This window comes from Azospirillum lipoferum 4B, assembly GCF_000283655.1.
GTDB classification, from domain to species: Bacteria; Pseudomonadota; Alphaproteobacteria; order Azospirillales; family Azospirillaceae; genus Azospirillum; species Azospirillum lipoferum_C.
This window is the reverse complement of sequence record NC_016622.1, coordinates 381266-404981: the sequence shown is the minus strand read 5'-3', so window position 1 is coordinate 404981 and position 23716 is coordinate 381266. Positions and strand designations below refer to the sequence as shown.

At 69.4% G+C, this 23716-nt stretch carries 23 protein-coding genes; 12 read left to right on the top strand and 11 right to left on the bottom strand.

Annotated features, from left to right (window positions below; all coding sequences use genetic code 11):
- Window positions 1-135 precede the first annotated feature (135 nt).
- The 6 genes from AZOLI_RS32230 (at window position 136) to AZOLI_RS01755 (ending at window position 6016) form a co-directional block, all read left to right on the top strand.
- Complete coding sequence (locus AZOLI_RS32230) at window positions 136-309, top strand: hypothetical protein (protein WP_014246864.1); 174 nt, start codon at window positions 136-138, stop codon at window positions 307-309.
- A gap of 384 nt (window positions 310-693) precedes the next feature.
- Window positions 694-1134 (top strand): MarR family winged helix-turn-helix transcriptional regulator, encoded by a 441-nt coding sequence (locus AZOLI_RS01775; protein WP_014246863.1) that lies wholly within the window; start codon window positions 694-696, stop codon window positions 1132-1134.
- A gap of 160 nt (window positions 1135-1294) precedes the next feature.
- Entirely contained in the window at window positions 1295-2554 is a 1260-nt protein-coding gene (locus AZOLI_RS01770; protein WP_014246862.1) for an ABC transporter substrate-binding protein, read from the top strand.
- Window positions 2555-2718: 164 nt separating this feature from the next.
- Window positions 2719-4551, top strand: a complete 1833-nt coding sequence (locus AZOLI_RS01765; protein WP_014246861.1) for an ABC transporter permease — start codon at window positions 2719-2721, stop codon at window positions 4549-4551.
- Window positions 4548-5306 carry an ABC transporter ATP-binding protein gene (locus AZOLI_RS01760; RefSeq protein ID WP_014246860.1) on the top strand — a complete coding sequence of 253 codons (759 nt, stop codon included), beginning with the start codon at window positions 4548-4550 and terminating at the stop codon, window positions 5304-5306. Before AZOLI_RS01765 ends, AZOLI_RS01760 begins: the two co-directional genes overlap by 4 nt.
- On the top strand, window positions 5303-6016 hold the full coding sequence (locus AZOLI_RS01755) for an ABC transporter ATP-binding protein (RefSeq protein WP_014246859.1): 714 nt from the start codon (window positions 5303-5305) through the stop codon (window positions 6014-6016). The genes AZOLI_RS01760 and AZOLI_RS01755 overlap by 4 nt, the downstream gene beginning before the upstream one ends.
- Before the next feature lie 21 nt (window positions 6017-6037).
- Here the strand turns inward: AZOLI_RS01755 and AZOLI_RS01750 are convergent, their stop codons facing one another.
- From AZOLI_RS01750 to AZOLI_RS01720, 7 genes are all read right to left on the bottom strand, one after another.
- Window positions 6038-7075 carry an ABC transporter substrate-binding protein gene (locus AZOLI_RS01750; protein ID WP_014246858.1) on the bottom strand — a complete coding sequence of 346 codons (1038 nt, stop codon included), beginning with the start codon at window positions 7073-7075 and terminating at the stop codon, window positions 6038-6040.
- A gap of 50 nt (window positions 7076-7125) precedes the next feature.
- The gene (locus AZOLI_RS01745) at window positions 7126-7953 is read right to left on the bottom strand and encodes an ABC transporter permease (protein ID WP_162487946.1); all 828 of its coding nucleotides are present in this window, start codon (window positions 7951-7953) and stop codon (window positions 7126-7128) included.
- Window positions 7946-8719 carry an ABC transporter ATP-binding protein gene (locus tag AZOLI_RS01740; protein ID WP_014246856.1) on the bottom strand — a complete coding sequence of 258 codons (774 nt, stop codon included), beginning with the start codon at window positions 8717-8719 and terminating at the stop codon, window positions 7946-7948. Before AZOLI_RS01740 ends, AZOLI_RS01745 begins: the two co-directional genes overlap by 8 nt.
- Window positions 8720-8895: 176 nt before the next feature.
- Entirely contained in the window at window positions 8896-9243 is a 348-nt protein-coding gene (locus AZOLI_RS01735) for a hypothetical protein (RefSeq protein WP_014246855.1), read from the bottom strand.
- A gap of 72 nt (window positions 9244-9315) precedes the next feature.
- Window positions 9316-10470, bottom strand: a complete 1155-nt coding sequence (locus AZOLI_RS01730) for an ABC transporter permease (protein WP_014246854.1) — start codon at window positions 10468-10470, stop codon at window positions 9316-9318.
- Window positions 10467-11330, bottom strand: coding sequence for an ABC transporter permease (locus AZOLI_RS01725; protein ID WP_014246853.1), 864 nt, complete (start codon window positions 11328-11330; stop codon window positions 10467-10469). The genes AZOLI_RS01730 and AZOLI_RS01725 overlap by 4 nt, the downstream gene beginning before the upstream one ends.
- Entirely contained in the window at window positions 11323-12174 is an 852-nt protein-coding gene (locus AZOLI_RS01720; RefSeq protein ID WP_014246852.1) for an ABC transporter ATP-binding protein, read from the bottom strand. The genes AZOLI_RS01725 and AZOLI_RS01720 overlap by 8 nt, the downstream gene beginning before the upstream one ends.
- A 576-nt stretch (window positions 12175-12750) precedes the next feature.
- On the opposite strand from AZOLI_RS01720, the gene AZOLI_RS01715 reads away from it, so the two are divergent.
- Entirely contained in the window at window positions 12751-13380 is a 630-nt protein-coding gene (locus AZOLI_RS01715) for a hypothetical protein (RefSeq protein ID WP_162487945.1), read from the top strand.
- 35 nt (window positions 13381-13415) lie between these two features.
- On the opposite strand, the gene AZOLI_RS01710 is transcribed toward AZOLI_RS01715, so the two are convergent.
- The gene (locus tag AZOLI_RS01710; protein ID WP_014246850.1) at window positions 13416-13679 is read right to left on the bottom strand and encodes a DUF3126 family protein; all 264 of its coding nucleotides are present in this window, start codon (window positions 13677-13679) and stop codon (window positions 13416-13418) included.
- A 306-nt stretch (window positions 13680-13985) separates the two neighbouring features.
- Here AZOLI_RS01710 and AZOLI_RS01705 point away from each other — a divergent pair, with 306 nt between their 5' ends.
- Window positions 13986-15683 (top strand): caspase family protein, encoded by a 1698-nt coding sequence (locus tag AZOLI_RS01705; RefSeq protein WP_162488103.1) that lies wholly within the window; start codon window positions 13986-13988, stop codon window positions 15681-15683.
- A gap of 23 nt (window positions 15684-15706) precedes the next feature.
- Here the strand turns inward: AZOLI_RS01705 and AZOLI_RS30245 are convergent, their stop codons facing one another.
- A complete protein-coding gene (locus tag AZOLI_RS30245; protein WP_014246848.1) occupies window positions 15707-18157 on the bottom strand; it encodes an ankyrin repeat domain-containing protein in 2451 nt (816 codons plus the stop codon).
- A 218-nt stretch (window positions 18158-18375) separates the two neighbouring features.
- Between AZOLI_RS30245 and AZOLI_RS01695 the strand changes: the two genes are divergently transcribed.
- The 4 genes from AZOLI_RS01695 to AZOLI_RS01680 all read left to right on the top strand — a co-directional run bounded on the left by AZOLI_RS01695 (window position 18376) and on the right by AZOLI_RS01680 (window position 21869).
- Window positions 18376-19278, top strand: coding sequence for an ROK family protein (locus AZOLI_RS01695; protein WP_014246847.1), 903 nt, complete (start codon window positions 18376-18378; stop codon window positions 19276-19278).
- Window positions 19279-19471: 193 nt separating this feature from the next.
- Window positions 19472-19696 (top strand): hypothetical protein, encoded by a 225-nt coding sequence (locus tag AZOLI_RS01690; protein ID WP_244442498.1) that lies wholly within the window; start codon window positions 19472-19474, stop codon window positions 19694-19696.
- A 942-nt stretch (window positions 19697-20638) separates the two neighbouring features.
- Complete coding sequence (gene otsB / locus AZOLI_RS01685) at window positions 20639-21427, top strand: trehalose-phosphatase (protein ID WP_014246845.1); 789 nt, start codon at window positions 20639-20641, stop codon at window positions 21425-21427.
- 205 nt (window positions 21428-21632) lie between these two features.
- Window positions 21633-21869, top strand: a complete 237-nt coding sequence (locus tag AZOLI_RS01680) for a hypothetical protein (protein ID WP_014246844.1) — start codon at window positions 21633-21635, stop codon at window positions 21867-21869.
- 15 nt (window positions 21870-21884) lie between these two features.
- On the opposite strand, the gene AZOLI_RS01675 is transcribed toward AZOLI_RS01680, so the two are convergent.
- The gene (locus AZOLI_RS01675; protein ID WP_014246843.1) at window positions 21885-22211 is read right to left on the bottom strand and encodes a peptidoglycan-binding domain-containing protein; all 327 of its coding nucleotides are present in this window, start codon (window positions 22209-22211) and stop codon (window positions 21885-21887) included.
- A gap of 141 nt (window positions 22212-22352) precedes the next feature.
- A protein-coding gene (gene prfB / locus AZOLI_RS01670; protein ID WP_149225537.1) for a peptide chain release factor 2 occupies window positions 22353-23484 on the bottom strand; the annotation gives its coding sequence in 2 pieces (ribosomal slippage) (window positions 22353-23414 and window positions 23416-23484; 1131 coding nt in all).
- Between the last annotated feature and the right edge of the window lie 232 nt (window positions 23485-23716).

The window sequence follows — 23716 nt, the reverse complement described above, 5'->3', positions numbered from 1 at the left end:
CCGTTTTTCAAATAGTCCTAAGATGAAGGTCATAGCCGGTGGCGGTTGGACTGGCCCTACCGGAGCGCGCCTGTTTGGAACCGGCCGACCGGCATGGGGTTGTTCATGGCGATTCCCGATCAGGAAAGGTGCCTCATGACACGCCGACTCGACCCCCCGCCCCCGCCGCGTCCGACCAAGCGTCCGCCCGACGCCACCACGCCCCCCTACACGCCGGGCGGCGTAACGCCCCCGACGGGCAAGGGCGCGGAGAGCCCCGACGAGAAGACCGCTCCCTCCGACAGCTATCCACCCAAGCGACAACCCTGAAAAAGAGAAACCCCAGGAAAGACGAACGGCCGACCAGGAGAGGCCACCGGCACGGACAGCGCCGGTAGCGACATGTTCCGGCATCGCAATCGCCGGAACTTGCGGCATCATCGTCAGCTGGCTTCTTTTCAGACTCATGCGCCTTCTTTTATTGCTCGCATCATGACCGATGCATCGCTGTGGCTCTATGACGCATCCGCGAAGGTTGCTCTGCGGTCGTTGTCTTCCCTACGCTTTCCATAAGGAACGCATAATGGACGCATCGGATGGCGACAGGCGGCAAACGCCGCGCCATCCCTGCCCACGCAGCCGGGAGCGGCGGTCCGTGCCCGCCCCAGCCTTCGTCCCGGACCGAAGGCGGGCGCGAACCACGGGCCCGTTGCCATGGACGACTTCGGACGACTGCCTCCCGACGACTACCAGTTGGCCGGCCAGGTTCACCACCGCCTCCGGCGTGCGCACCAACGCGCCTCGGCCATCTTCATCGACCTGATCGGCGATTCGCTGCTGACGCCCACCCAATGGGCGGCTCTGGCCACCCTGCACGCAGAGGGCGCGCTGTCGCAGAACCAGCTCGGCCGGCTGACCTACATGGATCCGGCGACCACCCAGGGCGTGATCCTGCGGTTGGTGGAGCGCAATCTGGTCGAACGCCACCCCGACCCGCAGGACCGCCGCCGCACCAGCGTCAGCCTGACGCGAATCGGGCAGGCGCTGGTCATCGACCTGATGGCGAATGCCGCCGCCGCTCACGAACGCACGCTGGAACCTTTGTCCGAGGAGGAAAGGGTGCAGTTCATGGCGCTGCTGGTCCGGCTGATGTGACAAGGGGCGGCGTCCGCCGGACTGCGAATCGGGCATGGACGCGGGAAAACGTCCGATCAGTCGGTGACTTTTGCGCGGGGTTTGCTATGAACGCGGTGTGTTGCGTCGCACCGCGACCCGGACACGCCGCTGGTCTCTCACGAACCGGGGTCCCCGCAGGATGAAGCACCGCCAACCGACCGCCTCGCCGACGGCGAAGTCCCTTCTTTCGGCCGCTCTGTTCGCCGCACTGGCCGCCGCCGCGCTGACCACGGGCCCCGCCGCCGCCCAATCCGCGAAATTCAGCGGCGCGCCGGTGCGGGTGGGTGAGATCAACAGCTACACCGGCCTGCCCGCCTTCACCATCCCCTACCGCCAGGGCTGGCAGCTGGCGCTGGAGGAGATCAACGCCCAGGGCGGCGTGATCGGCTGCTGCGAATTGCAGGTGGTTTCCCGCGACGATGCCGGCAAGCCCGACGACGCGGTGCGCGTCGCGCAGGAGCTGGTGGCGAACGAAGCGGTGGACGTGCTGGCCGGCACCTATTTCTCCCACATCGGGCTGGCCGTCGCCGATTTCGCCGCGCGCAGCAAGATGCCCTTCGTCGCCGCCGAACCGCTGACCGACGCCATCACCTGGTCGAAGGGCAACCGCTACACCTTCCGCCTGCGCCCCAGCACCTACATGCAGGCGGCGATGCTGGTGGAGGAGGCGGCGAAGCTGCCGGCCAAGCGCTGGGCCACCGTCGCCCCCAACTACGAATACGGCCAGTCGGCGGTGGCGTGGTTCAAGCAGCTGCTGAAGGAAAAGCGCCCGGACGTGGAATTCGTGGCGGAGCAGTGGCCGGCCCAGGGCAAGCTGGAGGCCGGCCCGACGGTGCAGGCGCTGGCCGCCGCCAACCCCGAGGCGATCTTCAACGTCACCTTCGGCGCCGATCTCGCCAAGCTGGTGCGCGAGGGCGAGGGCCGCGGCCTGTTCCGCAACCGCAAGGTCGTCAGCCTGCTGACCGGCGAGCCGGAATATCTGGAGCCGATGAAGGACGAGGCGCCGGAAGGCTGGATCGTCACCGGCTATCCCTGGGACCAGATCGACACCCCCGCCCACAAGGCCTTCGTTGCCGCCTACACCGCGCGGTTCAAGGAATCGCCGAAGCAGGGCTCAGTCGTCGGCTACACCACGATGAAGGCGGTCGCCGCCGCGATCACCAAGGCCAGGTCCGCGAATGCGGAACCGATCGTCGACGCGCTGGCCGGCCTTACCATCGACAGCCCCTTCGGCCCGGTGACCTTCCGCGCGTCCGACCATCAGGCGACCATGGGCGCCTATGTCGGCACCACCACCGTCAAGGACGGCCGCGGCACCATGAAGGACTGGCGCTACGCCGACGGCGCCAACTACCTGCCGCCGGACGACGTGGTGCGCAAGATGCGGCCGGCGGAGTAGGGCGCCGGCAAATTGCCCCCTCCCTAACCCTCCCCCACCTTCGGTGGGAGAGGGGACTGCCGCCGCTCTGCGACCGACTCCCTCTCCCGCTTTAGCGGGGGAGGGTTGGGGAGGGGGCACCGCACCTCTCCACCTCATGATCCCCCGCGGAACACCCCGCCCCCATGTCCTTCCTCCTCGTCCAGGCCCTCAGCGGGCTCGCGACCGCGGCGACGCTGTTCCTGGTGTCGTCGGGGCTGACCATCGTGTTCGGCGTGACGCGGATCGTGAATTTCGCGCACGGTTCCTTCTACATGGTCGGCGCCTATGCCGGCTGGTCGCTGATCGAGCGGTTCGGCGGCACGCCGGCCGGCTTCTGGGGATCGGTCGCCGCCGCGGCGCTGACGATGGGCGTTCTCGGCGCGGCGATGGAGATCGGGCTGCTGCGCCGGCTCTACCGCTCGCCGGAGCTGTTCCAGCTGCTGGGCACCTTCGGCGTCGTTCTGGTGGTCCAGGATTTGACCGCCTGGGCCTGGGGACCGGAGGATCTGCTGGGCCGCCGCGCTCCCGGATTGAAGGGCTCGGTCGACATCCTGGGCCAGCCCTTCCCGCTCTACGACCTCGTGCTGATCGGTCTCGGGCCTCTGGTGCTCGGGCTGTTGTGGCTGCTGTTCAACCGCACCCGCTGGGGCACGCTGGTGCGGGCGGCGACGCAGGACCGCGAGATGACCAGCGCGCTGGGCGTCGATCCGGCGCGGCTGTTCACCGGCGTGCTGTTCCTCGGCAGCGCGCTGGCCGGGCTGGGCGGCGCCCTGCAGGTCCCGCGCGAGGCGGTGACCCTGCATATGGACATGGCCATCGTGGTGGAGGCCTTCGTCGTCGTCGTGGTCGGCGGCATGGGCAGCCTGACCGGCGCCTTCCTCGCCTCGCTGCTGATCGGGCAATTGCAGGCCTTCGGCATCCTGGTCTTCCCGCAGATCACGCTGGTGATCGTCTTCCTGTTCATGGCGGTGGTGCTGGTGCTGCGCCCGCATGGCCTGCTCGGCCGGGCGGAGGAGGCGCCGCCGACCGCACCCGCCGCCGTCACCGTTCCGCTGTCGGCCGGTCGCCATGCCGGGGCTTGGGCACTGGCCCTGCTGGCGGTCATGGCCGCCGCACCGCTGGTCGCCGGTGACTACGCGCTGATCCTGCTGACCGAGGTGGTGATCCTCGCCCTGTTCGCCGCCAGCCTGCATCTGCTGATCGGGTTGGGCGGGCTGGTGTCCTTCGGCCATGCGGCGTGGTTCGGGCTGGGCGCTTACGGCTCGGCCCTGCTGGTCAAGCATCTGGGTGCGCCGATGCCGCTGGCCCTGGCCGGCGCGCCGCTGCTTGCCGGTGTCGGGGCGCTGGTGGCGGGCTGGTTCTGCGTGCGGCGGTCGGGGCTTTATTTCGCCATGCTGACGCTGGCCTTCGCCCAGATCGTCTGGTCGGTCGCCTTCCAATGGTATGCGGTGACCGGCGGCGACAACGGCATTCTCGGCGTCTGGCCGTCGGCCTGGGCGGCGAACAAGGCCGCCTATTACTGGCTGACGCTGGGCTTGTGCGGCGGGGCGCTGTGGCTGCTGCGCCGGGCGGCCTTCGCCCCCTTCGGCTATGCGTTGCGGGCCGGCCGCGACTCGGGGCTTCGCGCCGAATCGGTGGGCATCGACGTGCGCCGCTTCCAATGGATGGCCTTCGTGCTGGCCGGCACCGCGGCCGGTCTGGCCGGCGGGCTCTATGCCTTCGCCAAGGGCAGCGTCTTCCCCACCCTGCTGGCGGTGCCGCAATCGGTCGATGCGCTGGTGATGGTGCTGATGGGCGGCATCCAGACCGTCGCCGGGCCGCTGGCCGGCGCGGTGGCCTTCCACCTGCTGGAAGCCAAGATGATGAGCATGACCGACTGGTGGCGGCTGGCGCTGGGCCTGATCATCGTCGCGCTGGTGCTGGTCTTCCCCCAGGGGATCGTCGGCTTCCTGTCCAGCTTCAGGAGGCGGAGATGAGCGAGTTGCCCATGAGCGAGCTGGTGGTGCGTGACCTGCAACGCTCCTTCGGCGGGGTGCAGGCGGTGGGCGGCGTGTCCTTCACCCTGCGCTCCGGCGACCTGCTGGCGCTGATCGGCCCGAATGGCGCCGGCAAGAGCACCTGCTTCAACCTGCTGAACGGCCAGCTGCGGCCCGACTCGGGCTCGGTCAAGCTGGACGGGACGGAGCTGGTCGGGCTGCCGCCGCGGCGCATCTGGGCGCTGGGCGTCGGGCGGACCTTCCAGATCACCGCGACCTTCGCCTCGATGACGGTGGCGGAGAATGTGCAGATGGTGCTGCTGTCGCGCGCCCGCCGCCTGTTCGGCCTGTGGCGCCCGGCCGCCGCCCTGTTCCGCGAGCCGGCGCTGGCCCTGCTGGAGCGCGTCGGCATGGGTTCCCAAGCCGACCGACCCTGCGGTGTGCTGGCCTATGGCGACGTCAAGCGGGTCGAGTTGGCGATGGCGCTGGCGAGCGAGCCGACGGTGCTGCTGATGGACGAGCCGACCGCCGGCATGGCGCCTGCCGAACGGCTCGCCCTGATGGCGCTGACGGCGGAATTGGTGCGCGAGCGCGGCCTCGCCGTGCTGTTCACCGAACATGACATGGACGTCGTCTTCGGCCACGCCACCCGCGTGCTGGTGCTCGACCGCGGCCGGCTGATCGCGGAGGGTTCGCCGGATCAGGTGCGCGCCGATCCCCGCGTGCAATCCGTCTATCTGGGAGGCGAGGCGTGAGCGAACCCCTGCTGACGGTCGATGGCCTGCAGGCCTGGTACGGTCGCGCCCACATCCTCGACGGCATCGCCCTGACCGTCGGGCGCGGCGAGGTGGTGGCGCTGATGGGCCGCAACGGCGCCGGCAAGACCACCACGCTGAAGGCGATCATGGGGCTGGTGGAGCGCCGCGCCGCGACCCTGCGTTTCAACGGCCACGACCTATCGGCCCTGCCCGCCCACCGCATCGCCCGTCTCGGCGTCGGCTATGTGCCGGAGGACCGCCGCATCTTCGCCGACCTGACGGTGGAGGAGAACCTGGAGGTCGGCCGCCAGCCGCCCCGTCCCGACGCTCCCGCCTGGACGCCGGAGAAGCTGTTTGCGCTGTTCCCCAACCTCGCGGAGATGCGCGGCCGCCGCGGCACCCGGATGAGCGGCGGCGAGCAGCAGATGCTGACGCTGGCCCGCACGCTGATGGGCAACCCGTCTCTGTTGCTGCTGGACGAACCGTCGGAGGGGCTGGCGCCGCTGATCGTGAAGCAGATGGCCGACGCGGTGCGGCGCTTGAAGGCGGAGGGGCTGTCGGTGCTGCTGTCCGAACAGAGTCTGTCCTTCGCCTCCGCGGTCGCCGACCGCGCCTGCGTCATCGAAACCGGCCGCCTGCGCTGGACCGGCACGATGACGGAGTTGTTGGCGGATGACGGGGTGAGGGCGGCCTATCTGGCCGTGTGACCGCCCCCCTCCCCCCGCTCATCACTGCCCGGCGATGCTGAGGTCCATCACCGACTTCGGGTCCAGCGCCTTGTCGACCTGCCCTTCCGACTGCCAGAACTTCACCTGATTGACGATGTCGTCCACCAGCAGGCGGGCCTGCGGGTCGACATAGGGCAGGCCGGCGGCGACGATTTCCGGCTTCTGCTTGGTGGCGTCGGCAATGATGGTCAGCAACTCGTCATAGCCGGGTCCCTTCACCATCTGGCCGGAGGCGTCCTTGCCGTTGAAGGCGGCGTGGTATTCGGCCAGCGCGGTCTTGTAGGCGCGCATGAACTTCTCCACCAGCGGGCGGCGGTCCTTCATCGTCTTCGGCGCGGTGAACAGGGCGCCGAGCTGCCAGGGAGTCTCGTCGCCGACCCAGCCCAGCATCTTGCCGGCGCCGTCGGCCACCAGCTGCCGCGACACGGTCGATGGCGCGATGATGGCATCGACCTGCCCGCCCTTGAAAGCGGCGACCATCTTCGGCACGTCCTGCAGCGGCACCATGGTCACGTCCTTGACCGTGAAGCCGTGCTTCTGCGCCAGCAGCCCGATCATGTAGTGGAAGGTCGAGCCGACCGTGGTGATGGCGATGCGCTTGCCCTTCAGGTCGGCCGGCGCCTTCAGCCCGGCGTCATAGGCGGCGTTGGTCGCGAGATAGGCGCTGAGCGGGAAGCCCGGCTCATCGCGGCTCTGTGCGGCGATGATGGTGACGGCGCCCTTGGAGGCAAGGTTGTAGAAGCCGGCGGTCAGGCCGGTCACCCCGAAATCGGCATCGCCCGAGGTCACCGCGACCGGCACCTGCTGGGCCGAAGTGAACATCTTCAGTTCGACGTCCAACCCTTCCTTCTCGAAATAGCCCTTGGCCTTGGCGATGAAGATCGGCCCGGAGGAAGAAAGCGCCAGCACGCCGACCGTCGCCTTCTCCAGCGGCTGCGCCAGCGCGGCGGACATCAGGGTGCCGGCGGCAAAGGCAGCTCCGGCGGTGGCGAGCAGGGCACGCCGGGTAAGGCGGGCCACGGTCATGGCGGCGGTCATGGACGGAAATCCTCCCGATGGATGGTTCAGGTTTCTTGGGAAAAGGCCGGTCAGCGCCAGTTCAGCAGGCGCCGCTCAAGCTGCGACAGCACGGTGCCGATGGCGAGCCCCAGCAGCGACAGCACCAGCACGCCGGCCAGCAGCGTGTCGGTCTGCATCAGGTTGCCGGCCATCAGCACGAAGGCGCCGATGCCGTATTCCGCGCCGATCATCTCCGCCGCCACCACCAGGATCAGCGCGATGGAGGCGGTGATGCGGAATCCGGCCAGGATGCCCGGCAGTGCCCCCGGCAGAACGATTGAACGCAGGATCGACCGCCAGGGCAGGCCAAAGCTCTGCGCCATGCGGATCAGGTTGCGCGGCACGGAGTCGATCGCGCTGTAGGTGGCGATGACGGTGGGGAAGAAGACGCCGAAGCCGATGGTGGCGAATTTCGACGGCTCGCCAATGCCGAACCACAGGATGAACAGCGGCAGAAGCGCGATCTTCGGGATCGGGAAGAAGGCCGACACCAGCGGCACGCCGACCGCGCGGGCGGTGGAGAAGATGCCCATGGCGAAGCCCACCAGCATGCCGCCTGCCGTGCCCAGCACCCAGCCGACGGCGATGCGCGCCAGCGACGCCTTCAGGTTCAGCCACAGCGATCCGTCCGAAACCATGCCGGCCAGCGCGCGTCCGACCGCGCTCGGCGGCGGCAGGAACAGCGGACTGGCGAGGCCGAGACGGCTCACCCCCTCCCAAACCGCGATCAACACGGCGAAGGCCGCCAGCGCCGCCCAGGGATGGCGTTTCACAGTGAAGCCGCCGCCACGGAAGCGGACGGGCTGGCCCATTGCAGGCGTGATGGGCGCAGCAGTCGGGTTCAGGCTGTCAGACACGGGCGATCTCCCGGTCGGCCATCTGGGCTTCGGCCTTCATCAGGTGCCACAGGCGGTCGCGCACTTCGGCCAGATGGGCCTGGGCCGATGGCTCCTGCCGGCGCTCCCGCGGTTCCTCGATGGTGACCAGTTCGCGGATGCGGCCGGGGCGGCGGCTCAGCACACAGACCCGGTCGGCCAGCCGCAGCGCCTCGTCCAGATTATGGGTAACGTAGAGGGCGGTGGTCTTCTCCCGGCGCCAAAGCTCCAGGAAATCGTCCATCAGCAGCTCGCGCGTCTGGGCGTCCAGCGCCGACAGCGGCTCGTCCAGCAACAGCATGGCCGGGCGCACCGCCAGCGCGCGGGCGATGCCGACCCGCTGACGCATGCCGCCGGAAAGCTGCTTGGGCAAAGCCTTGCGGAACTCCGACAGCCCCATGCGCCGCAGGCCGCTGTCGATGCGCTCGCGCCGCTCGGCGGTGGAGAGCCGGTGATGCTCCAGCACCAGGGCGATGTTGTCCTCCACATTGCGCCAGGGCAGCAGGGCGAAATCCTGGAAGATGAAGGTGATGGGGTTCAGGCAGCCGTCCGGCACCTCCCCCTCCACCCGGATGCTGCCGGAGGTCGGGGCGACGATGCCGCCGGCGATGCCGAGCAGCGTCGATTTTCCGCAGCCGCTGGGGCCGATCACGGCCAGGATTTCACCCTCCGCCAACGTCAGGTCGATGCCGTCCAGGACGGTCAGATCGTCATAGCGGTGGGTCAGATCGGAAACGAGAAGCCTCATCGCGCCCTTTTATGCCTGCACCATTGTCGGTGGGGTCCGACTGTTCGTTGGGCCTGCCACTATAGCGCGGCGTTTCGAAGGCGGAGAGGAGAAAGGCCCCCCGCATTCCAGCCATACGGCAGTATGGCAATGGCCGGAAGCCGTCAAGGCGCTGTCGGCTTCGCGACAGTGAGTCGTCAGGCGATGCCGCTGACCGGGCCGCTGCCGGCCGGCCCACTGTTTACCGGCAGGTCCAGCGCCCGCAACGCCGCGGCACAGCGGCCGACCGCGGCCTCCGCCAGCGCATGGCGCTCGCCGAGCCCGGCCTCGTCCACCTCGTCGGGAGTCATCGCCTGCAACAGGACGCGCAAGGTGCGGACATAGGTGCGCAGGAGCGTGGCCTCCTCGGCGTGGTCGCCCAGCAGCCCCGCTTGGCCTGTGGTGCGCAAATCCGCCAGTTCGCCGTCCAGCGACACCGCAGCCATTTCGATGGCCGCCAGCGCCCGCGTCAGGCGGACATGCTTGAGAACGACGATGTCGGCCATGCCCACCTCCCCTGCCAGCCGGAATGGCAGGACGAAAGCAATGGCCGTGCCAGCGCGGTTACGCAGGGCAGCTCAGCGCCGCCGCATGGACGGATGCCAGGCCGTCGTCGCCCGTTCCAGCAACGCCAAGCCGCCATAGAGGCCGGAGCCGGTCAGCGCCGCCACCGCGATGGTGGCCCACACGATGTCCAGGTTCATCCGCGCCACTTCGGTGGAGATGCGGAAACCCATGCCGACCACCGGCGTGCCGAAGAACTCCGCCACGATGGCGCCGATCAGCGCCAAGGTGGAGTTGATCTTCAAGCCGTTGAACAGGAAGGGAAGCGCGTTCGGCAGACGCAACTTGACCAGCGTCCGCCCATAGCCGGCGCCGTAGGAGCGCATCAGGTCGAGCTGGATGCGTTCCGAGTTGCCAAGGCCGGCCAGCGTGTTGATCAGCATCGGGAAGAAGGTCATGACGACGATCACTGCCGCCTTCGATTGCCAGTCGAACCCGAACCACATGACCATGATCGGCGCGATACCGACCACCGGAATGGCACTGGCGAGATTGCCGAGCGGCAGAAGCCCGCGGGCAAGAAAGGGCACGCGGTCGGCAAGGATTGCCACCAGGAACCCCGCGCCGCAGCCCATGACATAGCCGCGCAGGACGGAGGTCAGCACGGTCTGGCGGAAATCGTCCCACAGCACCGGCGCATGGGCGGCCAGGGCCGACGCGATGCGGCTGGGCGGCGGCAGCAGGATGGCCGGCACCTGGAAGCCGCGCACCAGCACCTCCCACCCCACCAGCAGGCCAAGCCCGAACAGGCCGGGCACGACGACCGAGCGGGTCCAGCCCGGCACCCCGGCCAGCACCCCCATCACCCGCCACAGCAGCAGCGTCGCCGCGACCAGGAACAGCCACAGCCCCCAGCCGGCCGACAGGTCCAGCCCCTCGTTCAGCAGATGCAGCGGCAGCAACCAGGCCAACGCCACGCCGCCCAACTCGACCCAGGCACCCCAGACCCGTTTCGGCGCGGACCGGCCGGCGACGACCGCCAGCACCACCCCGATCAGGAACAGCGGCGCCATGGTTCCGCCCACCTGCCCACCGAACCAGCCGACAGAGGAACCGCCCAGCGCACCCACCGGCAAGGCGAGTGCGGCCAGTGTCAACACGGCTATGGCGACCAGTCCCCAGTCGGCGGCGGTCCGCAGGCTGGTGCGGTAGGGATCCGCGGTGCTCATCGCGCCCCCGCCCGGCCCAGCAGGACCAGTTCCAGCCCGCGCACCACGGCGATCAGCGCCACCGACAGCAGCGAGGCCATGATCAGCGCCGCCCAGATCTGCACGGTCTGGCCGTAATAAGACCCCGACAGCAGCCGCGCCCCCAACCCGGCCTGCCCTCCGGTCGGCAGTTCGCCCACGATGGCGCCGACCACGCTGATGGCGACCGACACCTTGAGGCTGGCGAACAGGAACGGCATGGAGGCCGGAAGCCGCAGCGACCAGAAGGCGCGCATCCCGCTGGCCGAATAGGTCCGCATCAGGTCGAGCCACAGCGGATCGGCCGACCGCAGTCCCTTCACCATGCCGACCGTGATCGGGAAAAAGCACAGATACATGCAGATCACCGCCTTCGGCAGCAGCCCGGTCAGCCCGATGTTGCCGAGGATGACCACGATCATCGGCGCGATGGCCAGGATCGGGATGGTCTGCGATGCGATCACCCAGGGCAGCAGGCTGGCCTCCAGCGTCCGGGTATAGACGATGCCGGCGGCCAGCAGGATGCCCAGCGCCAACCCCATCGCCAGCCCGGTCAGCGCCGCTTCCGCCGTCACCCAGGTGTGGAACAGCAGGTTGCGCGGGCTGGTCGGCGCGTAGCCGGTCAGGGAATTCCACAGCTCCGCCACCACCTGTCCGGGGGTGGGCAGGATGGGGCGCTTCATCGTATAGGCCTGGGCCAGCACGTCTGCGAATTCGGCAGGCTTGCCGGCGCGGGCCAGCGTCTCCGCCGCCTGCGGCCAGTTCAGCCACGCTGCGCCGATGTACCACGCCGCCAGCAACAGCAGTGTCATCACGGTCACGGGAAGCGCACGCCTAATCATCGTAGCTGTGCCCTTCCTTCAGCCCCTCCCGCACGCGGTGGGCGATGGCGGCGAATTCCGGCGACTCGCGGAGGTCCAGCGTCCGCTCGCGCGGCAGGCTGTTGCAGTCGATGACGTCGAGAATGCGGCCGGGGCGCGGGCTCATCACCACGATGCGGGTGGACAGGAACACCGCTTCGGCGATGGAATGGGTGACGAAGACGCAGGTCTTGCCGGTCGCCCGCCACAGCTGGGTCAGATGCAGGTTCAGATGGTCGCGGGTGATCTCGTCCAGCGCGCCGAACGGCTCGTCCATCAGAAGCAGGTCCGGCTGCAAGGCCAGCGCGCGGGCAATCGATACGCGCTGCTGCATGCCGCCGGACAACTGCCAGGGAAACTTGCGCTCGAAGCCGACCAAGCCGACGCGCTCCAACTGCTCTCGGGCGCGCTGCTGCCGGTCGGCCTTGGGCAGCCCCATGATCTCCAGCGGCAGCATCACGTTGCGCTCCACCGTGCGCCAGGGATAGAGCGCCGGGGCCTGGAAGACATAGCCGTAGAGCCGCTTCAGCCGTGCCTGCTCCGGTGTCATGCCTTCGATGGCGATATGGCCGGAGGTCGGGCGTTCCAGGTCGGCGATCACGCGCAGCAACGTGGTCTTGCCGCAGCCGCTGGGACCGATCAGCGAGACGAAATCACCCTTGGCGATGGTCAGGTCGACCTCGCTCAATGCCATGACCGGCTTGTCGGCGGTGGGATAGACCAGCGAGAGCTTCCGCGCCTCCACCACCACAGGCGCGACGGACGGTTCCGAGCCTTGCCGGGAAGCGGTCGTCTCCCGGGCATCGAGCGGATGTGGGAAGGTCACGGGCGACGGTCCTTCGCGGCAGGTCAGGCTGAGCGGGTCGGTCTGGAAACGCCTGCCCGCACGCTATCACCGCTCCGGTTGCAGCACCAGCGGCGCTGAGCCGAGCGCGGCCGGGGCGGCAGAGCCAAACCGCAACCTGGCGGCAAGTTCGTCAAGGATTCGCGATTGGCACGCGATTGCATGCTCTGTATTCTCGCGCCAACGGACGCACTCCATGCACTGCCGGCAACCGAAAGGAGGTGACGCGAGTGAGAAAATACCTGAAGTGGCTCGGCTGCTTCTGGTTCAAGCTGAAGTTCGAGTTCGAAGCGGGCTTCAACAGGGACCAGGATCGGTAAAGCCAGAGGTGGCGGGATCGGGAAACCGGTCCCGCCATTCAGGAAAGCGGCTCGCGTCACCTCCTGCCCCTGAGAGTACCATGCCCCCCGCCATTTTCAAGGCGGCGGCGAGCGGCAACCCCGCCCTCGGCACGCTCCACGGGTACACACCCGATCCGGGCCACACGCGAAAGAACTGGACGGCCGACATGCCGCCGGAACAGGATCACGCCCCTTCCCCAGCTCCGATCCCGCCGATATGCCAGCCGCCAAGCCGCCGCCAAGCATGGAAGTCACCCGCGAGGACGGCGCGGCCGGTGCCGTCTTCGTGGCGAGACCGGTGCTGACTCCGGTGATACGCACACGCTATCTGCTGATTGCCGGGCTGCTGGCGACGGGCTTCGTCGCCGGGGCCGGACTGGCGCCGGAAGAACTGTCGGACATGCTGCAGTGGCTCGCCGTCTTCTGCGCGGCGCCGGTGCTGCTGCTGTGGGTGGTGACGCTGACGGAGACGGTACAGCGCCGGGCCGTGCGGCTGGGCGTGACGGAACGCGGATTGACGGTGGACGGTGCCCGCATCCATCCGCACGAGACGATCCGGGATCTGGCGCTCTATCCGATGGTCGGCGGCAAGCCGCTGTTCGTCGCCTGGATCGATCCGGCGCACGATTACGGGCACAAGGCGGAATTGAAGCTGGTTGCCGGCGACGTGGCGCCCAACGACGCGGTGAAGGCCGAGCTGAAGGCCGCCGGCAGCCGCAACGTGCGGCTGGTCATGCACCGGCGCGGCGGGCACAAGGCGATCGTTCTGGTGCGCGGGCTGACCCTGTCGGGCGGGCAGACCCTGCTGGCCGCCCTGGCGGCGGAGCTTCGCGCTCACAGCCGCTAGGGCGCCAGTGGGGAACGTCAGGAAAAGGCCGGCGATCAGCGGCGCGGGATGGCCGGCGGCTCCGGCAGGTCCTCTTCCAGGATGACGACGTTCAGGGCATAGGAAATCTCGCCCTCGTCCTCGTCACGGTTCAGCGTGCCGAAGAACTCGCCATCCACCGTCACCTCGGCCGACTGGCCGGCCTTGGCCGGCGGCTCGATCACGATCTTCTGATTGCCCAGCGTCTTGCGCAGGTACATCTGCACGCGGGCGATTTCGGTGTCGGACATCCGGACGGCGGACGGCTTTGCGGGCGGCATGGCGAACCTCGTTGTCTGCGAAGGAGCGTCATATAGGCGGCTTCGCGGCGAAGGGAAAGCGATACCTCGCGCCAGCGGCGAGCTTGTCCGGCGAGTTGCATCAGGACCTGCAACGCCGCCGAGGCACGGGGCGGTCCTCCGCGCGGGGTAATGCGGCCATCGCCCGGCGCCCCGAAAGAGCGGGGTCCCGGAGCGGCGGAAAAGGCTATGCTCCCGGCGGCGGTACGCAGCCCGGCGGGGCGGCGGCACAAATGGTCGCGCCCCGCGGGAGGCCGCCGCGAAGACGGAGGACGGAACGCCTTGACCATGATTGCCCGGCCGCACAACGCCGCATTCCCCACACCCCGGCCGTGGAGACGAACCCTTGCGGGGACCGTCCTCACCGCGGCGCTGCTGGCTGCCCAGCCCTTCGGCGGCGCGGTGGCCGACACGGAAAAGCGGGTGGCGCTGGTCATCGACAACGGCCGCTACAACGGGCTCGACAGCCGGTCGGAACAGGCCGCCGCCAATGCGGGGGCGATGGTTTCCGCGCTGCGCAAGGCCGGCTTTGCGGTGACGCGGGCCGACAATGTCGGGCGGGTCGCGATGGAGTCGGCACTGGAGCGCTTCCGCGAGGCGCTGTCCGGCGCCGAACTGGGCTTCGTCTACTACACCGGCCTCGCCGTCGGGCTCGGGGAGCGGGAGTATCTGCTGCCCACCGACGCCGCGCCCGCGGAGGCGGAGGATCTGCCGCGCACGGCGCTGGACCTCGACACCGTGCTGGGCGACCTGCGCGACAGCGGGCGCAAGTCGGTGGTGGTGATCGATCCGGGCACGGCCGACGCGCTGGCCCAGCGGGTCGGCGGCGGTGCGCTGGGGACGCCGATGGAGGCGGACGGCCTGTTCGTCGTCTATGCCCACCGTCCCGGAGTGCCGCCGGTACCCGCTCAATCGGCCAAGGGGCCGGCCCCCTTCACCGCGGCGCTGGCCCGCGAGATGGTCAAGCCCGGCGTCACCCTTCGCGACTCGCTGGCCGAGGTGGCGCGCTCCGTCGCCGAACGCAGCGATGGGCGCCAGTTGCCCTGGCTGCAGGACCGGCTGGGCACGAGGCTGGTCCTGGTGCCGGCCGTCGCCGCGGCACCGAAGCCGCCGGCCGCGCCCTCCCCCGACATGCAGCCGCAGGACCCGTCCACCCTGGCGAAAAGGGAACCGCCGCCAAAGGAGCCGCCGCCGGTGGTGAGCAGCCCCAGCCTGCCGCCGGGCGAGTATGAGATGGCCAAGGCAGGCGTGCTGTTCGACCGCCCGGCGGTGGGTGCCCGCGGCATCGCACCGCTGCCGGCGGGCACCGTGGTGACGGTGCTGGAGGCGGTGCCGGAAGGAAGCTGGCTGCGCGTGCGCGATTCGTCCGGCCGGAACGGCTATGTCACCGCCGGGGCACTCGCCGCCCGCTGGGCCGACCCGTCGCCGCTGGCCGCCCGTTCCCGCGGGACCGTGGAGGCCGGCCCCTCCTTCGGCGATCCGGCCGCCGAGCCGCCGGCCACCGGCAGTTCCGATCCGATCCGGACGGAGGAGACGCGCAGCTTCCCCACTCCCCCGCCCGGCACCGCATCCGCGCAACCCGACGGTCCGGCCGTGGCGGCGCAGCAGCAGGCGATGCGCGCACTGGGCGATGCCCGCACCGCGGCGGAGCGGGCGCGCAGCCGCCCCGACAGCCGCTATTGGAGCTATGGCTTCCCGGCCGGCGACCGCTATGAGGGGACGTGGGCGCAGCCGTCATCGGGATCGGGTCTCGGGCGGCCAATCCGCCAGGGGGCGGGCGTCTACCGCTTCGCCAATGGACAGACCTATGAGGGCGAATGGTCCGACGACCTGATGTCGGGCTATGGCGTGATGACCTTCACCGACGGCAGCCGCTTCGCCGGGCGATTCAGCAACGGCCAGCCGGACGGGCCGGGCGTGTTCCATTACGGCAACGGCGGACAGAGCGCCGGGATGTGGCGCGGCTCCGTCCGCCTCGACCAGTGACCGACCCGCTGAAGCCGCGCCGATCAGCGCGGCTTCAGGACCTCCACCACCTGGACATGCCCCTGCAGCGCACCCAGCGTCAGGGCGGAGTTGCCGTTGGCATCCATGCGGTACGGGTTGGCGCCATGGTCGAGCAGCAGCTTGGCCACCGCCTCGTGCCCGTTGTTGGCGGCATACATCAGCGCCGACCAGCCATAGGCGGTGGTGCGGTCCACCATCACCCCGCGCTGGATCAGCGTGCGCGTCACCTCCTGGTGGCCGCGGGCGGCGGCGGCCATCAGCGCGGTCTTGCCGTCGCTGTTGGTGGTGTCGAGGTCCGCGCCGCCGTCGGCCAGCGCCCGGACGACCGCGTCATGGCCGCCCCAGGCCGCGTACATCACGGCGGTGGCCCCGTCGGAGGTGCGCAGGTCGCTGCGGGCGCGCCGGTCCAGCAGAACGCGCACCGTGTCGGTCAGTCCCTGTTCGGCCGCGACCATCAGCAGGGTCTTGCCGCTGTCGAGCCGGCTGTCGGGGCTGGCGCCGCCCTGCAGCGTGCGCGACAGCTCCGCCGGATTGCGCAGCAGGGCCAGCACCGATTCGCGATCCTGCAGGCCCGGAGTGGCCTTCACCGGCACGGCCGTGCTTCCGCCCGAGGTTCCGGAACCGCCCATGGCCGGACCGGTATAGGCGCGCTGCTCGCCCGCCGCGCGGATGCGCTCCGCAAGGTCCGGGCTGTTGGGCGAGAGCATCTGCGCCCGCTCGTAGAAGCGCTTGGTTTCCGACCAGTCGCCGTCACGCTCGGCCAGCATCGCCCAGCGGCGATAGGTGTCCTCCATGGTTGCCAGCAGTTCGGTCGCTTCCGGCGACGCCGGTGCGATCTGGCGGATACGCTGAACCGTCTCAAAGGCGTTGTCGCCGGGCGGGGTGGTCAGGCGCTTGCCGGCGATCTGGCGGCGGGCCTGATCGACCATCATGCGCACGCGCTGCGCGATCTCCGCATCGGGGACGGCAGACTGCGGCACCTGTGGAATCGGCGTGGCGGAAGGCTCCTCCAGCGGCGGCAGCGAGGCGGCCCCCGGTGCCGCTTCCGCATTGCCTGCGGCCGGGGCCGCTGCGGAAGGTGGGGAGGCCGGCGGCTGGGTCTGGGCCGGCGGCAAGGCAGCCGTCTGCACCGGAGCGGTATGAGCGGGCGCGGGCGGCGAAGGCTGGGCTGCAGCCTGCTTCGTCACCGTCAGGGTGCCGGACGGCGGCGGCGCGGCCGGAAACGCGGCATTGCTTTGCCCGGCCTGGACGCCGGGCGCCACCGACGGCCGGGCGGCCGGCGGTGCGGCGGACGGCTGCGGGGATGGTGCAACCGGCGGCAGGTCGGCGGCGGCATGCTGGCCGCCGGCGAGCGGAACATCGGTGCCGATCAGCCCCTGCACCGTGCGTTCCACCGCATCGCGCGCCCGGCTCCAGCCCTCCTCGATCATCGCCAGAGCGCGGTCGGGGGAGGCGCCGGGAACGGCGGTGGCGATGGCCGCACCGGCGGCACCCAGCAGCACCAGCGTGGTCAGTGCCGCACCGGCATAAAGCCCGGTCCGGCGCGGCGCCCGCATGGCCCCGACGGGCATGGCGTCCGCCGGCAAGGCTCCGGCCTGCATCCCCCTTGCGGCCATCGCATCGGGACCACGGTCGCTCCAGTCATAGTCTCCCGACCAGTCGTTCGCCGGAGGCGTGGCGGCCGGCTGGGCCGGGCCCGGCTGCGGCGCCTGCTGCGGGGCCTGATGCTGACTGCGGCGATCCATCCAGGCCGGATCGGCCTCCTGCAGCTGGGGCGAGACCGCCAGCATCGGCGCCGGACGCGGCTCGGTCTGCAGGGCGGACATCGACGGCAGCTCGTCGGGCAGACCGCCGCCCGGCGCCATCCGGTAGATCACGCCCATGTCGCGCAGCTCGTCGGCCAGCCCGGCGCGCGCCAGCGTTCCTTCCAACTCCGGCGTGCCGCAGAGAAGAACCTGGAGGAAGCGACCGGCCGGCGTCTCGGCCCGCGTCAGGTCGACCAGATCGGCCAGCACCGGCGGGGCGAGCACGGTGGCGTTGTCGACCGCCAGCAGGCCGGACCCGGCCAGTTCCAGCCGCTCTTCCAGCGCGGCGATCAGCGCGTCGAAATCGCCCTCGCCGTCCTCGCCCGGCGGTGCCAGATCGGGCAGCGCCCCGGTACCGGCGGCAGCGACCAGATCCTCCACCTCGACACCGACCGAGGCCGTGACCGGCAGCGCCATGGCGCCATCGGCCTCGACATGCTCGACCAGTTGCCGGAACAGGGCGGGACGGCCCGATCCGGCATCGCCGACCAGCACCAGAAGCCTCTTGCGGGCCAGGAAGGCCAACACCAGTCCATCGCGGATTTCGGCGGCCGATGCTGCGGCATCGGCGGAATCGCGTACGGGATCGTGGTGGCCCGGAGCGGCGCGCCGGGCGCGCGAAGTGTGTTTCGGGGCAAAACGGTCCATGGACATCTCAAGACGCCGATCAGTGAAGGAAGCGCTGATGTGACTCTAGTGATGCGCCCCCCAAGCCCCGACAGTGCAAAGGGCGGTAGCCCCCTCTCTTCCGGGGTGGGTGGACTGACCCATCCGGAACGAACGCGCCGCTGGTCCGCCGGACAGGGGAGCGGTATAGGGTTGCCCCCGGAATCCTCGGCTGAATCCCCATCTGGACGGCGACAGGCATGCGAGTCGGAATCGATTTGGGCGGCACCAAGATCGCGGCCGTGGCGCTCGGCACGGACGGGGCCGAACTGGCCCGTCACCGCCGCCCCACCCCCCGCGATTACGACGCCACGCTCGACGCGCTGGCGGAGACGGTGGCGGCGCTCGACCCGGTCGGCACCGGCGGCGTCGGCATCAGCCTGCCCGGCATCGTCGATCCCGCTGCCGGCCGCGTGCGCGCGGTGAACCTGCCCTGGCTCGCCGGCCGTCCCTTCGCCGAAGACGCGGCGCGGCGGATCGGCCGCCCGGTGCGGATCGCCAACGACGCCAACTGCTTCACCCTGTCGGAGGCGACGGACGGCGCCGCGGTCGGGTCGGCGGTGGTGTTCGGGGTCATCCTGGGCACCGGCGTCGGCGGCGGCATCGTGGTGGACGGGCGCATCCTGCCGGGGGCCAACGGGCTGGCCGGCGAATGGGGGCACGCCCCCCTGCCCTGGCGCGAGGAGGCCGACGGCCCGCCGGTGCCCTGCGGCTGCGGCAAGGCCGGTTGCCTGGAGACCATGCTGTGCGGCGCCGGGCTGTCGCGCCTGCACCGGCACCTGAGCGGGGAGGACGGAGCCGGCAAAGTGGCGGACCCGCAGGAGATCGCCGCCCGCGCGCTGGCGGGAGATCCGGTCGCAGCCGCGACGCTGACGCGCCATGCCGATGCGCTGGCCCGGGCGCTGGCCCCGGTGCTGAACCTGCTGGATCCCGACATGGTGGTGGTCGGCGGCGGCCTGTCGGCCTTGCCCGGCCTGTGCGAAGCGGTGACGCGGCGCTGGGGGTCCTGGGCATTGTCGGCCGCACCGCGGACCCGCATGGCCGTCGCCCGCCATGGCGGGGAAAGCGGCATGCGCGGCGCCGCCCGCCTGTGGCCGGAATGAGCCTCACCATTTTTGCGTAGGTGATCGCAACCAACGGTCACGCAGTGGCACGGGACTTGCGCATTCTCTGTTCAGACCGAACGGGGATACGCCCATGATGCGGAAGAAATTGGGGACGCGGGCCACGGGGAACGGCGTCCATTTGCATTTTGCAAACCGGAACGCGACGCGGGCCGGGAAACCGGCGGCGCGTTTGCATTTTGCAAATGATCCCGGCTTTGGCCAGGGCACCAGCCGCCACCTGGAACATGCCTGCGCCAGCCTGCAGAACGCGGCGGTGGAGTTGGAGGCGGTGCTTGCGACGCTGCCCGGCGACGAGCAGGCCGATCTGCATGAGGCCATCGGCTCGATCATGGAAACGCTGCAGCTGATCGCCTCGGCCCATTACCGGCTGGAGCCGCCCATCGCCGCCGACTGAGACGGCGGTGGGGTTCGAACTCCGTTTTCCGACAGCCACATGAAAAAAGGCGGCCCGCCGGGACCGCCCCTTTTCTCGATTGCCGACCTGTTGCTCGCCGAGCGGCTCTGCCGGTCGCGTCGAAGCCGACTCAGTCGGAAATGGTCTGCCAGAAGAAGAAGGCGACGGCGAGGACCATGATGGCGATGTCCATGGGAACGGCTCCTGTGGATTGCGGCGGATGGGCGTGTCGTCGGATTCTATACGACAGTTCGCGACGCCGGTGCAGTGCTTACCTGTGCCTGCGGCGGTTTTTCACTCCCCCGCACCGCAGCAAGAACGGCGGCCCGCGAAAAAGGCAGGAAAAATTCTCTGGCCCGGCAATGTCCTGCGGTAACGCTTCGGCCCCTCTCCCAATCCGGTGCGCCGTTGAACACCGGTGCGTCCATCATCGCATGCATGGGCGCTGTACTTTGCAATGTATTGTATTCAAATGGTTTTCTGGAGCCCGGCGACGTCCTGCACGGAACCGCGGCAGGATATCAGGCGCTCGCCCTGCGCTTCAAAAACGCCCATGACCTCACCATTCGCCGGTCGATTTCCCGTGAAAATCGCAGCGCTATGACTTTTGTCAGGGGTTGCCTTACCAGGGGGCTTTCTGGCAAGAAAAAGGCCGCTGAATACAGCGGCCTTGAGTTTAGGGAGGAAACGCCCAAGAAGGGCGAAGCAGCAATCGCTTGCTGCACTGCAACAGTACCAGAACCCGGAGGCACCGCAACCTCCAAAGCCGGCCCCTGCGCGGGGCCGAAGCTTTTAGAGGTGCCTGTTGCAGATCGGCCACAATCGGTCGGTCCTTTTGCCGGAGCGCAAGCCGTCCGCCTGTTCCGGCCGTTACCACTCCAGTGGCGTGCCGGCCCCCGGTCAGCCGCCGCATCCCCCTGGCAGCGGCGCGAGGTTTCTCCCTTGACCCATTTTCCACCCTCCGCAATCTCGGAATTCGACGCCTTCACCGCGGCCATCGGCGACCGCACCCCTGCCCTGTTCCTCGATTACGACGGCACGCTCGCTGCCATTGCGCCGAGGCCGGACCTGGCGGTGATGCCGGAGGAGGCGCGCGCGGTGGTGCGGCGGCTGTCGGCCCTATGCCCGGTCGCCTTCGTCAGCGGCCGCGACCTGGACGATCTGGCGGCGATGGTGGCGCTGGACGATCTGGTCTTCGCGGGCAGCCATGGTTTCGACCTGCGCGGTCCCGACCTGCGCCGGCAGGTCGGCGTCGAGTATGTCCCCGACCTCGACGCCGCCGAACGGAGTCTGCACGACCGCCTGGGCGGCATCGCCGGTGCGCTGGTGGAGCGCAAGCGCTTCGCCATCGCCATCCACACCCGTCAGGTCGCCCCGCCCGAAAAGCCCGTGGTGGCGGACACCGTCCGCGCAGTGGCGCAGGAACAGGCGCGGCTGCGCGTGACCGGCGGCAAGGAGCTGTTCGAGCTTCGCCCAAACCTGCCCTGGGACAAGGGCCGTGCCGTCCTTGCCCTGCTGGAGACGCTGGGGCTGGAGGGGGACGGCACCGTGCCGATCTATCTCGGCGACGACGAGACCGACGAGGACGCCTTCCGCGCGCTGGCAGGGCGCGGAATCGGCATCCGGGTGATGGACGGCGCGGCCGAGACCGCGGCGACCTGGAGCCTGCGCGATCCGGCGGAGGCCGCGGCGTTCCTGGGGCGCTTGGCGGATTGGCTGGCGGAGGGGTGAGGGGGTCTAATACCAGCGGCTCTTGATCCTGACCTGTCAGGATCAAGAGCTTCGGCGGCATGGGCCGCCGCCGCGCCAGTCGGCGCGGATACCAGCGGTCATCATCAATGACCGCTGGTATAAGTTTGCAAGGCCTGCTGCCCATTCACCAACCCTAAACCCCCGAGCCGCTATCCTACCCGCTCAACCAGCCGGACAGCCTGCCATGGATATCGGATCGGCCACCTCCGCCACGCCCTACCGGCCGCAGGCCAGCGCGCTCGACGGCGTGCAGGATGCCCAGGCCCGCACCGAAGCGGCGTCGGCGCAGATCGCGGCGGGCAACCTCGATCCGGCGGTGGTGCTCGACCTGACCGCCGCCCAGGTGGATTTCGCCGCGAACGCCAAGGTCCTGCAGGCGACGCAGGAGAACAGCCAGCGGCTGCTCGACATGCTGGCCTGAGGTCATAAAGCCGGATCAGCGGCGCTTGCCGGGGCCGTAGATCTTCGGCTGGCTGAAGTTCAGGTGATCGAGAAGCCCCTGGGTGGCGCAGCCGTCCACCGGAAGCTTGGCGGCACGCTGGTAGGAGCGGATCGCCGTGCGGGTGCGCGATCCCATCTTGCCGTCCACCGGCCCGGCATTGAAGCCGTGCTCGTTCAGCGCCTCCTGCGCGCCGGAGATGAAGGCCAGACGCATCTCGTCCGGCAGATTGTCCGTTTCGCAGGCCGCGAAGGCCGGGGTCGCCAGCAGCAGGCTGCCGCACAGCATGGCGCCGGTCAGCGCCGGAAGAAGACGTCTGTTCATGGATCGGTTGCTCCGAATCGTTGGGGCGACAGCCTGTTGTAACAGCCGAGCCCACCCTTCCATTCCAAGGGGGCTTTCCAAGCACACACCGAATCGAAAAGGGCGGCCGCAAGCGACCGCCCTTTCCTACGTCCCGACCCGTCAGCCGCCTGCGGCGTGCGCGTCGTCGCTCTGCCCCTTGATCCGGGAGGCCAGCGCCGCCTCCAGGAAGGGATCGAGCGCACCGTCCAGCACCGCCTGGCTCTGCGAGGTCTCCACGTCGGTCCGCAGATCCTTCACCATCTGGTAGGGGTGAAGGACGTAGGAGCGGATCTGATGGCCCCAGCCGATGTCGGTCTTGGTCGCTTCCAGCGCGGCCGCGGCATCCTCGCGGATCTTCAGCTCGCGTTCGTACAGGCGGGCGCGCAGCATGTCCCACGCCTTGGCGCGGTTCTTGTGCTGCGACCGTTCCTGCTGGCAGCTCACCACGATGTTCGTCGGGATGTGCGTGATGCGCACCGCCGAGTCGGTCTTGTTGATGTGCTGGCCGCCGGCGCCCGACGCGCGGTAGGTGTCGATGCGGCAGTCCTTCTCGTTGATCTCGATATCGATCTTGTCGTCGATCACCGGAGACACCGAGACGGCGGCGAAGCTGGTCTGGCGCCGCGCCTGGCTGTCGAACGGGCTGATGCGCACCAGACGATGCACGCCGGCCTCCGTCTTCAGCCAGCCATAGGCGTTGTGGCCCTTGATCTGCACGGTGGCGGACTTGATCCCGGCCTCTTCACCCGGCGTCTCGTCCAGCCATTCGGCCTTGTAGCCGTGCTGCTCCGCCCAGCGGGTGTACATGCGCATCAGCATCAGCGCCCAGTCCTGGGCCTCCGTGCCGCCGGCGCCGGCATTCACCTCGACGAAGCAGTCGTTGGCATCGGCCTCGCCCGACAGCAGGCTTTCGATCTGCAGCTTGTTGGCGCGGTCGCGCAGGCCGTAGAGCTGCGCCTCGGCATCGGCGACGACGGTGGCGTCACCCTCCGCCTCGCCCATCTCGATCAGTTCCAGGCTGTCGGACAGGTCGCGCTCCAGCGACCGGTAGCCGGAAACCGAGGCCTCCAGCTGGGTACGCTCGCGCATGATGGTCTGGGCCCGCGAGGGATCGTCCCAAAGCTTGGGGTCCTCGGCGAGGTTGTTCAGTTCGTCGAGACGCCGCAGTGCATTGTCCCAGTCAAAGATGCCTCCTCAGCAGCGCCAGCGATTCTCTGATCTCGCCGGCGGCCGCTTCGATCTCGGCCCGCATGGCGGTGCCTCCTCGTCAGCCAGAGTTGAAGGGTTTGTCGGCTGCATATGTAGCGGCTCGCTTCCCCGCTTGCACCCCCTTAATGACCCGGCAGCGGTTGGGATCAGGCCCATCCGGGCGCCGCGAACGGTGAGGGCTTGCCACTTTCGTGTATGGCCCAGTCCCGGCTTGGCGGTCCTAACCGTTTGGAATCATCCGCCCGGCCCATTTCAGAGTACGTCCCATATCCGGC